The following is a 12,174-nucleotide window of genomic DNA, read 5'->3' as shown; positions in this document are numbered from 1 at the left end:
AGGCGGGCGCGGCGACGGCGACCCGGCGCCGTCCGGCGTCAGAGTCGCCAGACCCGCAGGCCGGCCGCGCGCAGATTGTCGCTGTTAAAGGCGGCCTTCACGTCGATGAAGGCGCCGCCCTCGACCAGCTTGCCGGCGAGGTCGGCGGCGTTCAGCGCCTTGTACTCGCGGTGGGCCACCGCGGCGACGATCGCATCGGCGCGCGGCAGGTCCTCGTAGGCGTGCAGCTGCACGCCGTACTCGTGCATCGCCTCGTCGGCCTCGGCGGCGGGGTCGGTCACGAAGACCTCGACGCCGTAGCTGCGCAGCTCATGGATGATGTCGATGACCTTGGAGTTGCGCAGGTCGCCGCAGTCCTCCTTGAAGGTCAGGCCCAGCACGTTGACCTTGGCGCCCTTGACGTGCGAGCCCGCGGCGATCATCTGCTTGATGGTCTGCTCCGCGATGAACTTGCCCATGCCGTCGTTGATGCGCCGGCCCGCCAGGATGACCTGCGGGTGGTAGCCAAGCATGTCGGCCTTGTGGGTCAGGTAGTACGGATCCACCCCGATGCAGTGGCCGCCGACCAGGCCCGGCTTGAACTTGAGGAAGTTCCACTTCGTGCCCGCGGCCTCCAGCACCTCGGAGGTGTCCAGGCCGAGGCGCTCGAAGATGATCGCCAGCTCGTTCATCAGCGCGATGTTCAGGTCGCGCTGCGTGTTCTCGATGACCTTGGCGGCCTCCGCCGTCTTGATGCTCGACGCGCGGTGCACGCCGGGCACGATGATCTTCTCGTAGGTCTTCGCGACGATGTCCAGCGTCTGCGGCGTGTCACCGGAGACGATCTTGAGGATCTTCGTCAGCGTGTGGGCCTTGTCCCCCGGGTTGATGCGCTCCGGGCTGTAGCCGACGAAGAAGTCCTGTTTCCATTTCAGGCCGGATTCGCGTTCCAGCACCGGGATACAGACCTCCTCGGTCGCGCCGGGGTAAACGGTCGATTCGTAGACGACGACGGCGCCGCGCTTCATGTGGCGCCCGACGCTGGTGGACGAGCCGATCAGCGGCTTGAAGTCGGGGATGTGGGCCTGGTCGACCGGCGTCGGCACGGCCACGATGATGACGTCGGCCTCGGCCAGGCAGGCCGGATCGCTGTGGTATTCGGCGTGGACGGCGGCCCGGACTTCCTCGTCCGTCAGTTCCCGCGAGGGGTCGGTGCCGGCGCGGCACTTGGCGACCTTGTCCACCGCGATGTCGAAGCCGATCGTCCGGCCGTGCTTGCCGAATTCGACCACCAGCGGCAGTCCCACATATCCCAACCCGACGACGGCGATCACGGACACGGCCTTCTCCTGTTCTTTCCGAGGACGGCTTTGTATCCGACTTTCGTCCGTCTTTCGTGTCGCTGCCCGAACCGTCCCCCCGGGTGAGGGTCCGGGCGGGACGGGCTCAGTTCCGGCCGTAGGTGTCCTGGTAACGCACGATGTCGTCCTCGCCCAGGTAGGAGCCGGACTGGACCTCGATGATCTCCAGCGGCAGCTTGCCGGGGTTGGACAGCCGGTGCACCTGGCCCAGCGGGATGTAGGTGGACTGGTTCTCGGTCAGCAGCAGGGTCTTGTCGCCGTTGACGATCTCGGCCGTGCCCTGCACGACGATCCAGTGCTCCGCGCGGTGGTGGTGCATCTGCAGGCTCAGCGACGCGCCGGGCTTGACCATGATGCGCTTGACCTGGAAGCGCTCGCCCATGTCGATGCTGTCGTACCAGCCCCAGGGGCGGTGCACCTTGCGGTGCAGGTTCTGCTCGCCGCGCTGCGTGGCGGTCAGCTGGTTGACGATCTTCTTGACGTCCTGGCTCTTGCTGCGGTCGGCGACCAGCACCGCGTCCGGCGTCTCGACGACGACGATGTTGTCCAGCCCCACCGCGGACACCAGGCGGCTGGTGGCGTGCACCAGCGTGTTGCGGCTGTCCGCGATGATCGCGTCGCCGCGGCTCGCGTTGCCGGATTCATCCTTGTCCGCGACCTGCCAGACGGCTTCCCACGCGCCCAGGTCGTTCCAGCCGGCGTCCAGCGGCACCATGCGCAGCGCTCCATCACGGCGTAGTCGATCGATTCCGACGGCACGGCCGCGAAAGCGTCCTTGGCCGGCCGCACGAAGGCGCCGTCCACCGCCTTGGCGGCGAAGGCGACGCGCGTGGCCTGGTCGATGTCGGGGCGGAACTGCTGCAGCGCTTGCAGCCAGACGCTGGCGCGCAGCACGAACATGCCGCTGTTCCAGTAGTAGCCGCCCTGGTCGAGGTACTTCTGCGCGGTCGCCGCGTCGGGCTTCTCGACGAAGGCCTCGACGCGCAGGCCGGCGCCCTCGGCACCGGCGCGGATGTAGCCGTAGCCGGTTTCCGGCCGGTCGGGCGTGATGCCCAGGATCACGATGGCACCGTCCCTGGCCTGACGCACCGCGTCCTGCAAGGCGGCGGTGAAGGCCGGGCTGTCGGTGACGGTCTGGTCCGCGGGGGTGACGACGAGCACCGGGTCCTCGCCGCCTTCGATCGCCTGCAGTGCCGCGAGCGTGATGGCCGGCGCGGTGTTGCGGCCGACCGGCTCCAGCACGACGGCGCCAGGCACGAGCTTCTGCTCACGCAACTGGTCCAGCACCATGAAGCGGTGCTCCTCGTTGCCGACGACGATCGGGGCCTTCACCGCGATGTCCTCGGCGGACAGCGCGGCCAGCCGCTCCGCGGCCTGCTGGAACAGGCTGTTGTTGCCGCTCAGCACGAGGAACTGCTTCGGGTAGCCGGCACGCGAGAGCGGCCACAGCCGTGTGCCGCTGCCGCCGGCCATGATCACTGGTTGCGTGTCGATTTTGCTCAAGGTACTGCTCCCTCTGTCTGGGCGCGCCCGTCCGTCGAACGAGGGCGCGTGTGGTTCTGCGGATTCTGGAAAAGGGCGGTAGTGTCGCCGACGGCCGATCAGCCTTCGAAGCCGTTCGGATTGGCCGACTGCCAGCGCCAGCTGTCCTCGCACATGCGCTGGAGGTCGAACCGGGCGGTCCAGCCGAGCTTGTCCCGCGCCAGCGCCGGATCGGCGTAGCAGGCGGCGACGTCGCCGGGGCGGCGGGCGACGACCTCGTACGGGACCTCGCGGCCGCTGGCGGCGGCGAAGGCCTGGACCAGTTCCAGCACGCTGTAGCCGCGGCCGGTCCCGAGGTTGACCCAGATCGATTCGTCGCCGCGCAGCAGGAAATTCAGCGCCGCGACGTGGCCTTCGGCCAGGTCGACGACGTGGATGTAGTCGCGCACGCCGGTGCCGTCGGGGGTGTCGTAGTCGTCGCCGAAGACCGACAGCTTCGCGCGCCGGCCCACGGCCACCTGCGTCACGTAGGGCATCAGGTTGTTGGGGATGCCGCGCGGGTCCTCGCCGATGCGGCCGCTCTCGTGCGCGCCGACCGGGTTGAAGTAGCGCAGGCAGGCGGTCTGCCAGCGCGGATCCGACGCGCCCAGGTCGCGCAGGATGCCTTCGCCGATCAGCTTGGTCGCGCCGTACGGGTTGACGGCCATCAGCTCCGCGTCTTCGCGCAGCGGCAGGGTCTTGGGCTGGCCGTAGACGGTCGCGCTGGACGAGAAGACGATGCGCTTGCACTCGTGGCGGCGCATCGTCTCGCAGACGGTCAGCAGGCCGTCGATGTTGTTGCGGTAGTAGCTCAGCGGCTTGGTCGTGGACTCGCCGACCGCCTTGTAGGCGGCGAAGTGCACCACGGCCGCGGGCTGGTACTCGCTGAAGACGGCGTCCAGCGCCGCGCCGTCGCAGACGTCGAGCTTCTCGAACAGCGGCGTCTGGCCGCTGAGTTCGGCCAGGCGCTCCAGCACCTTGGGCGAGCTGTTGCTGAAGTTGTCCACGCCGACGACGCGGTACCCGGCGGCCTGCAGCGCGAGCCAGGTGTGGGAGGCGATGTAGCCGGTCGCGCCGGTCAGCAGGATGGTGTCGTTGGCCATGTGGGAGTCCCGGGTCTCAGCGGATCATGCCTTGCACGTAGCAGCCGGCGGTGTAGGCGTTGTAGGAGTAAAGCACGTTGGACGTGTCGCGATCGAATCGCGTGTACGAACAGCCCACGGTCACGTTGCGCAGCGCCTCCCAGGCCAGGCCCAGGCTGTACTGCTTGGAGTCGTCCCTGGCGCCGGCGCCGGGCAGGGCGATGTCGCCGTTGCGGCTCAGCTTCGTGATGCCCAGGCCGGCCGTCGCGGTGACCTTGCCGCTCAGCCGGTAGCTGAGCTGCGACTGCAGCGCGGTCTGCACGCGGTTGAAGTCCGCCAGGCCGTTGTTGATGCCGAGGTAGTAGGCCTCGACGCCGGTGTCGCGCGACAGCTTGGTGTTGAGCGACCAGCGCCCGCCGGGGGACAGGTTCCAGCTCAGCGAGCCGGTGACGCCGGTGAAGGAGTCCGAGGTGCTGCGGCTGATCCGCGCGTCCAGGCTGCTGGAGCCGGTGGCCCGCCAGCGCGCGGTGAGGTCGATGTCCTTGCGGTCCCACTCGAAGCCGTTGGACGGCACACGGCCCTTGGTGTAGCGCCCCGCCACGCCGAAGCGCCACGCGCTGCTGGCGTTGTAGAGCACCCCCAGCGACGACATGTTCTGGCGGTACTCCTGGCTGTCCCAGAGCGCCAGCGAGTAGTCGCGCTCCCGGCGCGAGAACGTGCCTTCCAGCGTGAACGGCGAGAGGTTGGGCAGGCCCAGCCGGATGCTGCCGCCCAGGCTGCGGTCGGTCTGCAGGTTGCGCTCGGTGGTGGGGGCGATGCCGGTGTTGCTGTTGAAGTCGGCCAGCGTGCGCGCGGTGGTGTAGTCCAGCGTGCCGGACAGGTTGCCCGCGGTCTCCCAGTCGAGGCCCGTGTCGATGTTGTAGCCGCGGTTGTTCAGGCTGCTGTTGTGCTGGTAGCGCGTGTCGTTGAAGCGCGCGTCGGCATGGACGCGTTGACGACCCAGCCGCGTGTCGGCGCCGGCCAGCAGGCTCAGCGAGGTCAGCTGGTCGCTGTTGGAGGCGGCATTCGAGCGGAACACGTTGTCCGTGTAGTAGTGACCCAGCGAGGCCCCGAGGTACCAGGGGCTGCCGGCATCGCTCTGCGCCCGGACGGTCCCGGAGGCGGCGGCCAGGAGGACGGCCGGCAGGGCCAGGCGGTGGAGTCGCTTCATCGGTGGGGTCCCCTTCTTGTGGTCGTCATCTGCTGTCGTCATCAATAGGCATGGCGATCGAACAGCATCAGCCGGACCGTCCGGACGATGATCTGGAGATCCAGTCCCAGCGACCAGTTGCGCAGGTACTCGAGATCGTATTCGACGCGCGCCTTCATCTTGTCCACGGTGTCCGTCTCGCCGCGCAGGCCGTTGACCTGCGCCCAGCCGGTGATGCCCGGCTTGACCTTGTGGCGGACCATGTAGGCCTTGATGATCTGGCGGTATTCCTCGTTGTGCGCGACCGCGTGCGGGCGCGGTCCGACGATGCTCATGCGTCCCTGCAGCACGTTGATGAACTGCGGCAGCTCGTCCAGCGAGGTCTTGCGGATGAAGGCGCCGAACGGCGTGATGCGCGGGTCGCCCTTGGTCGCCTGCTTGACGACCGCGCCGTTGTCCATCGAGCGCATCGAGCGGAACTTGTAGACCATGATCTCTTCGCCGTCCAAGCCGTTGCGGCGCTGGCGGAAGATCACCGGCCCTGGCGAGCTCATCTTCACGCCGATGGCCAGCATCACCAGGATCGGCGAGATCAGCACCAGGATCAGCGACGCCAGCACGATGTCGCTGATCCGCTTGACGACCTCGTTCACGCCGGTGAACGGCGTTTCCAGGATGCCGACGACGGGCACGCCGTTCACGTCCTGCAAGCGGCCCTGGATGATGCTGATGCCGAAGACGTCGGGCACGAAGAACAGCGACGCGGTCGTGCCCTGCAACTGCTCCAGCAGGCGCAGGATGCGCGGCTGCGAGCCCAGCGGCAGCGTGATGTAGACCTCCCGCACGCCGTGCGTGCGGACGTAGTCGCTGAGCTGCGGCAGCGTGCCCAGCACGCGGCCCAGGCAGTCGGGATGCAGCCGGTCGTCGGTGCGGTCCTCGAAGAAGCCCAGGCAGTCCGCGCCGCCGACGGGGCCGAACTGCAGCGCCCGCGCGACCTTCGCCCCCAGCGGCCCCGCGCCGATGATCACCGCGGTGCGCCGGATCCACGGCTGGCGCGAACGCCAGCGCAGCACGCGCCGGCCGATCTCGACCGCGACGATCTGTGCCAGCGGCGTCAGCAGCGCCCACCACAGCAGCACCGGCCGCTCGAAGTAATGGAAGCTGCTGGTCGCGTAGGCGAACATGCCCAGGATCAGCAGCAGCATCAACCACGAACCGACGATGTCGGTGACGGCACTGGCGGGATGGTCGGCAAAGCGGTTGCGTCCCGGGAAGGTCAGTGCGAACACCAGCATGCACAGCGTGTACGTGGAACGCATCACCGGCTCGCCGAACCAGGCCAGCAGGGTCAGATAGACCAGGACGATCAGTGTCGGTTCCAGGAAGGCCGCGATGAAGGATTGGACCGACTGCGGCGCGCTGTAGAAGGTTCTTTTGTAATTTCGGTCCTCAAACATCACCCAGTGGTCCTTCCCCGGCCAAGAGCCGGAAATTCTCGCTCAATAAGTTGCGCGGACTCGTAACCGGACCCCCTAGCTTGTCACCGGTTCCGCCGCGGCCGGGCCACTCTCGCGCCCTGCCTACAATCCGCCCCATGCTTCAAGAATGGTCCAAGCTCCTCGCCCCCGCGGTCCAGGATCGCATCACGCTGTTGCTCAACCATGTCATGTCCCGCGAGCCCGTCGCCACCGCGCGCCTGGCCCCGCACACGGGCAAGACCTTGCGACTGCGTCTGGCCGGCTGGCCGGCGATGCTGCCGGCCGCGCCGGATCTGCGCCTGCGCATCACCCCGGCCGGTCTTCTGGAACGGTTGGGCGACGAGGATGCCCCTAGGCAAGAACCGGACCTGCTCATCGAGCTGGACGCGTCCAACCCCGCCGCCGCGGCCTTCGCGGCGCTGTCGGGCGCGCGTCCGGATGTACGGGTGCAGGGCGACGCGCAACTGGCCGGCGACTTCAACTGGCTGATCGACCACGTGCGCTGGGACATCGAGGACGACCTCGCGGCCATCACCGGTCCGGCCGTGGCGCACCAGCTCGGCCGTGTCGGCCGCGCGGCCGCCGGGGCGATGGCGACGCTGGCCCGGCAGGCGGGTCGCTTCATGCCCGACGGCCAGGGCCGGACATGAGCGCCCGGACCGAGATCCGGGCATGAGGTATCTGTCCCGCCTGCTGGTCATCGTCTGGACCCTCTATCGACACGGGCTGGACGAGCTGGCGCTGTCCACGCTCAAGCGCCGGCGGTTCCGCTTCCTGCGCCGGCTGATCACGGTCGGCCGCGCCTGGGACCAGCCCCGCGGCGTGCGCCTGCGGCTGGCGCTGGAGCGGCTGGGGCCGATCTTCGTCAAGTTCGGCCAGCTGCTGTCCACGCGGCGCGACCTGGTGCCGCCGGACATGATCGAGGAACTGTCCCGGCTGCAGGACAACGTGCCGCCGTTCCCCGCCGAGCTCTCGCGCGAACTGATCGAGCGCGCCTTCGGCCGCCGCATCGAGGAGCTGTTCGCCACCTTCGACGCCGAGCCGGTGGCCAGCGCCTCGATCGCGCAGGTGCACTTCGCGACGCTGCACGACGGGCGTGAAGTCGCCGTCAAGGTGCTGCGGCCGGGCATGCTCGACATCATCGAGGACGACCTGGCGCTGATGCGCACGCTGGCGGGCTGGGTGGAGCGTTTCTCCGCCGACGGCCGGCGACTGAAGCCGCGCGAGGTCGTCGCCGAGTTCAACACCTACCTGCACGACGAGCTGGACCTGGTGCGCGAGGCCGCCAACGCGGCCCAGCTCCGTCGCAACATGCAGGACCTGCAGCTGGTGATGGTGCCGGAGATGATCTGGGAGCTCTGCCGGAGCGAGGTCATCGTGATGGAGCGCATGCGCGGCGTGCCGATCTCGCAGCTGGAGCGGTTGCGCGAGGCGGGCGTGGACATCAGGAAGCTGGCCCGCGACGGGGTGACGATCTTCTTCACGCAGGTGTTCCGCGACGGCTTCTTCCATGCCGACATGCACCCCGGGAACATCCAGGTCAGCCTGGAGCCGCACACCTTCGGCCGTTACATCGCGTTGGACTTCGGGATCATCGGCACGCTGACCGAGGTCGACAAGGACTACCTGGCGCAGAACTTCATCGCCTTCTTCCGCCGCGACTACAAGCGCGTCGCCGAGCTGCACATCGAATCCGGCTGGGTGCCGCCCGAGACCCGCGTCGATGAACTCGAGGGCGCGGTGCGCACCGTCTGCGAGCCGCATTTCGACAAGCCGCTCAAGGACATCTCGCTGGGCCAGGTGTTGATGCGCCTGTTTCAGATCTCCCGCAGATTTAACGTGGAGATTCAGCCTCAGCTGGTTTTGCTGCAAAAAACGCTGCTCAACATTGAAGGTTTGGGCAGGCAGCTCGATCCCGAACTGGACCTCTGGGCGACGGCCAAGCCGTTCCTCGAGCGCTGGATGGACGAGCAGATCGGCTGGCGAGCCTTCCTGCGCCAGCTGAAGAAGGAGGCGCCGCGCTTTGCGCAGATGGTGCCGGAGTTCCCCCGGCTGATGCACGAGGTGCTGCGCCAGCGCGCCGAGGACGGTCATGCCGACCTGACGCGTCAGCTGCTGGTGGAGCAGCGCCGCACCAATCACCTGTTGCAGGCACTGCTGTGGGGCGTGGGCGGCTTCATGCTGGCGCTCGTGCTCACCCAGCTGGCGATGCGCTGGATCGACTGAGGATCGTTCGCCGCGCCGTGGCCACGCAAACCGCCCCTCGTGGGGGCGGTGGACGGGTGGGGAAGGGGCCCCTTGGGGGCTTTCTGGGGAAGCGGAAGGGAAAGCCGGCTTTCGAGTCAGGTCGTGCGTCAGGTCGCGCGTCAGGTCGCGCGTCAGGTGGCGTAGTCGGCGAAGCCCTGCTTCAGGCGCGAGCGCAGCAGCGTCCGCACGCGGTTCACGCGCGAGCGCACCGTGCCGATCGGGATCGCCTGGATCTCGGCGACATCGCGGTAGGACTCCTCCTGCAGGCAGGCCAGGTCGAAGGTGCCTCGCAGGTCGGGCGACAGTCCGGACAGGGTCACGTCGACGATGCCGGCCAGTTGCCGGTAGGCGACCTGCTGGCTGACATCCATCGACGACTCGCGCGGCCGGTGCGCCGATTCCGAATCCATCATGTGCGGCGATTCATCCAGGCTCTCCATCTGGCCGCTGCGCTTGGAACAGCGCGCCACGTGGTTGCGCGCGACGTTGGCGGCGATCCCGAAGAACCAGGTCTCCACCGAGGAGCGCGCCTGGAAGCGATCGGCGCAGCGCGTCGCCTCCAGCATCGCATCCTGGATGATGTCGTCGAGCTCGCCCGGCGAGCGCTCATAGCGCCGCAGGAAGCGTTTGAGCTTGCTGGAATCGCTGCGCGAATCCCGGGCGATCTTGACGATGTGGGTCAGCACCAGCTGCTGGCGTTGCCGGACGAGTTCCGGGTCCACGGGCTCGACCGGTTCAAGCTGCGCGACCGGGTCGACCGGTTCGACCTGTTCGATCTGTTCGACCTGCTCGACCGGTTCGGCCTGTTCGATCAGTTCGACGGCCGGGTCAGGCACCGTGTCGTGGTCGTCGATCGCGATGGCGACCGCGATCTCGCAGTCGGGCGCCGGGGTCGGCGTTGCGGGCATGGCGGGCGTGGCGGGCCTTGTGAGCTCTTGCGAGCGGGCGTCGCCCATACGACCCTTGGCTTCGGTGGAGTGGTTCATAGACAGACTCGAAGAAGGCCCGGGTCCCCGTTCGGCTCGGTGTTGGGCGCGTGCCCGACGGGGATCTTCCGGAGCCGGGGGCTCCCTGGGACAGAGGAGAGGGCGCGCCGCGCCAGGCGCGTGGGAGGAAACAGGGGCGGGGCGGCGGTCATGGCCGACCTCCGAAGGTGACCAGCGCCGCGAGGGCCTGGTCGCCCAGCGCCAGCAGCTGCAGCGCCATCCATCGGCCGGTCATCGCCAGCACGAGGCCGACGGCGAACAGCTTCACGGCGAAGGGGATGCTCTGGTCCTGCATCGACAGGACCGTCTGCACCAGCGACACCAGCACGCCGGCCAGCACCGCGACGATCAGCGGCGGCAGCGACAGCCAGATCACGAGCAGCAGACCCTTCTGGAAGAACGCGATGGTCTCGATCACGGCGCGGTCCTCAGGCGTAGGAACGGACCAGGCCGTCGAAGAGGCGCGTCCAGCCGTCGAGCAGCACGAACAGCAGGATCTTCAGCGGCAGCGAGACCACCATCGGCGAGACCATCTGCATGCCCAGCGCGAGCAGCAGGTTGGACAGCAGCAGGTCGATGACGACGAAGGGGACGTAGAGCACGAAGCCGGCCTTCAATGCCAGTTCCAGCTCGCTGACGACGAAGCAGGGAATCAGCACGACGTAGTCGGTGTCGCCGGGCGCGGCCATGCGGACGCCCCACTGCTGGCGGGCGAGGTCGACGAACTTCTGCCGCTTCTCCGGCAGCGTGTTGGCCAGCATGAAGCCGCGCATCGGCTCGAAGGCATGGGCCAGGTCGGGCAGGCCGAGGCGCGCGGACGTCGAGCGCTGGGGCGCCTGCGCCGAGGGGGACTGGCCGGACAGGGGCGAGACGTTGACGGGCAGCCGCGACACGACCTCGTTGAGCACCGGGGCCATCACGAACAGCGTGGCGGCGAGCGCCATGCCGTTGAGGGCCATCGTCGGCGGGACCTGTTGAACGCCCAGCGCGTTGCGCACGATCATCAGCACCACGGAGATCTTCAGATAACTCGTCGTGCAGACCAGCAGCAGCGGCAGCAGCGTCAGGCCCACCAGCAGGAATGCCAGCGAGACCGGATCGAGGCCGCCCCCGTTCACCGCGGACTCCCCCAGCTCAGGATCTCGACGGCGAGCCGGCCTTCGACCTCGACCAGCTGTCCCGCGCCGAGTTCGGTGCCGTGCGCGACGATGCGCACCGAGGCGGGCGTCAGGGCTTGCAGGGGAATGATCTGACCGGCCGCGAGCGCGCTCAGTTCGCCGACGGTCATGGCGACGCGGCCAACGATGAAGTCCAGGTCTACGGTCAGGGCATCCACGTTTTGGGGCTCCGTTGGGGGTGGAAAGGCATGAGGTGAATTGGACGGCGCACCCCCCGTCGAGCCCCATCCCTGGAACTCACGTGTGAGGTGGTCGACCTGGCCTAAATGAACTAGTTGCCTCCCGCAAACTAAGCAGAGCGGACTGCTTTCCCCCGCCCATCGGAGGGAAGCCAGACGGCATCGCCGGGCCGGAGGGTGGGCAGTCGCGCGGCGGGCATCGCGACCCGCGCGAGCTGAAGGCCGACCTGCAGGACGATCGCGGCGACGGCCGCAGGCATCGGGTGTGGCGCGGGAGGCGCCTGCCAGCCCGGCGCCGTCGCGCAGGCGCGCAGCGTGCGTGCCGACGCGCGGATCGGCACGCCTTGTCTGGCGCCGTCGCGGCTGACGAAGGTCAAGACCGCGGCGTGGAGGCCCGCTTGACGCCTGCCGCGTTCCGCGACCAGCGGGGTCGGCGCATCGCCGAGCGCGCGGCAGAGGGCAGGGGGCCAGGTCGTGCACGCCAGGCGCAGGAGACCTTCATCCATGCGGCCGTCCGCGCCCCGGGGCAGGTGCGCGCCGGTCGCGATCGCGAGGAGGGTGTCGTCCTCGAGGAAGAGCACCCCGTGCGGCGTGCCCAGGGCCAGGCTGTCGGCGGTCGGCGTGGTCGGCGCGGTCCCGCGGTCCTCGTCCGCCGGCGCGAGCCTCAGCTCGAAGGCACGCCACGGCGACGCCGTGTCGTCGACCTGCCACGCGGCGCCTCGCTGAAGCCTCAGGCGCAAGTGCACGTCCTCGGCCTCCCGTGCCGGGACCCGAAGCGGCGACGGTGAATCCCGGGCCGGAGCGGACAGGACGGGGGCGCCGAGGGGAGCGGCGAGGGCGGTCGGATCGGCAGGCATCGGAACGGGCCACCGGTGGCGCGGGCGGCGGGGGAAGCGGAGGTCCGGATGAGTGCGATGTCATGGGCATGCCGTTCTCGCGATGCCGCGTCGCTCCCGGAACCCGACCGGGTTGTT

11 protein-coding genes and 1 pseudogene are annotated in these 12,174 nt (G+C 68.7%); 2 read left to right on the top strand and 10 right to left on the bottom strand.

Annotated features, from left to right (window positions below; all coding sequences use genetic code 11):
- Positions 1-38: 38 nt before the first annotated feature.
- The 5 genes and pseudogenes from AC1VNM_RS16255 to AC1VNM_RS16235 form a co-directional block, all read right to left on the bottom strand.
- Positions 39-1,319: a nucleotide sugar dehydrogenase gene (locus AC1VNM_RS16255; protein ID WP_483107589.1), complete on the bottom strand. Its 1,281-nt coding sequence runs from the start codon at positions 1,317-1,319 to the stop codon at positions 39-41.
- 106 nt (positions 1,320-1,425) lie between these two features.
- Positions 1,426-2,813: pseudogene (locus AC1VNM_RS16250) on the bottom strand (mannose-1-phosphate guanylyltransferase/mannose-6-phosphate isomerase).
- A 128-nt stretch (positions 2,814-2,941) separates the two neighbouring features.
- On the bottom strand, positions 2,942-3,964 hold the full coding sequence (gene galE / locus AC1VNM_RS16245) for a UDP-glucose 4-epimerase GalE (protein ID WP_483107588.1): 1,023 nt from the start codon (positions 3,962-3,964) through the stop codon (positions 2,942-2,944).
- Between the two features lie 16 nt (positions 3,965-3,980).
- Complete coding sequence (locus AC1VNM_RS16240; protein WP_377160940.1) at positions 3,981-5,153, bottom strand: porin family protein; 1,173 nt, start codon at positions 5,151-5,153, stop codon at positions 3,981-3,983.
- A gap of 41 nt (positions 5,154-5,194) precedes the next feature.
- The gene (locus AC1VNM_RS16235; protein ID WP_483107587.1) at positions 5,195-6,589 is read right to left on the bottom strand and encodes an undecaprenyl-phosphate glucose phosphotransferase; all 1,395 of its coding nucleotides are present in this window, start codon (positions 6,587-6,589) and stop codon (positions 5,195-5,197) included.
- A gap of 137 nt (positions 6,590-6,726) precedes the next feature.
- On the opposite strand from AC1VNM_RS16235, the gene AC1VNM_RS16230 reads away from it, so the two are divergent.
- Positions 6,727-7,260, top strand: coding sequence for a hypothetical protein (locus AC1VNM_RS16230; RefSeq protein WP_377160944.1), 534 nt, complete (start codon positions 6,727-6,729; stop codon positions 7,258-7,260).
- Between the two features lie 22 nt (positions 7,261-7,282).
- Entirely contained in the window at positions 7,283-8,836 is a 1,554-nt protein-coding gene (ubiB, locus tag AC1VNM_RS16225; RefSeq protein ID WP_483107586.1) for a ubiquinone biosynthesis regulatory protein kinase UbiB, read from the top strand.
- 152 nt (positions 8,837-8,988) lie between these two features.
- Here ubiB and AC1VNM_RS16220 read toward each other — a convergent pair whose 3' ends face one another.
- The 5 genes from AC1VNM_RS16220 to AC1VNM_RS16200 form a co-directional block, all read right to left on the bottom strand.
- Positions 8,989-9,843 carry a sigma-70 family RNA polymerase sigma factor gene (locus AC1VNM_RS16220; RefSeq protein WP_483107585.1) on the bottom strand — a complete coding sequence of 285 codons (855 nt, stop codon included), beginning with the start codon at positions 9,841-9,843 and terminating at the stop codon, positions 8,989-8,991.
- A gap of 148 nt (positions 9,844-9,991) precedes the next feature.
- On the bottom strand, positions 9,992-10,261 hold the full coding sequence (sctS, locus tag AC1VNM_RS16215) for a type III secretion system export apparatus subunit SctS (RefSeq protein ID WP_483107584.1): 270 nt from the start codon (positions 10,259-10,261) through the stop codon (positions 9,992-9,994).
- 10 nt (positions 10,262-10,271) lie between these two features.
- Entirely contained in the window at positions 10,272-10,961 is a 690-nt protein-coding gene (gene sctR, locus AC1VNM_RS16210; protein ID WP_483107583.1) for a type III secretion system export apparatus subunit SctR, read from the bottom strand.
- Entirely contained in the window at positions 10,958-11,179 is a 222-nt protein-coding gene (locus AC1VNM_RS16205) for a FliM/FliN family flagellar motor switch protein (RefSeq protein WP_483107582.1), read from the bottom strand. The genes sctR and AC1VNM_RS16205 overlap by 4 nt, the downstream gene beginning before the upstream one ends.
- A gap of 131 nt (positions 11,180-11,310) precedes the next feature.
- A complete protein-coding gene (locus AC1VNM_RS16200) occupies positions 11,311-11,940 on the bottom strand; it encodes a hypothetical protein (protein ID WP_483107581.1) in 630 nt (209 codons plus the stop codon).
- Between the last annotated feature and the right edge of the window lie 234 nt (positions 11,941-12,174).

The sequence above is a fragment of the Mitsuaria sp. MSU3D genome, from assembly GCF_056867975.1.
The sequence above is the reverse complement of the archived record's forward strand: the minus strand, read 5'-3'. Positions and strand labels throughout refer to the sequence as shown.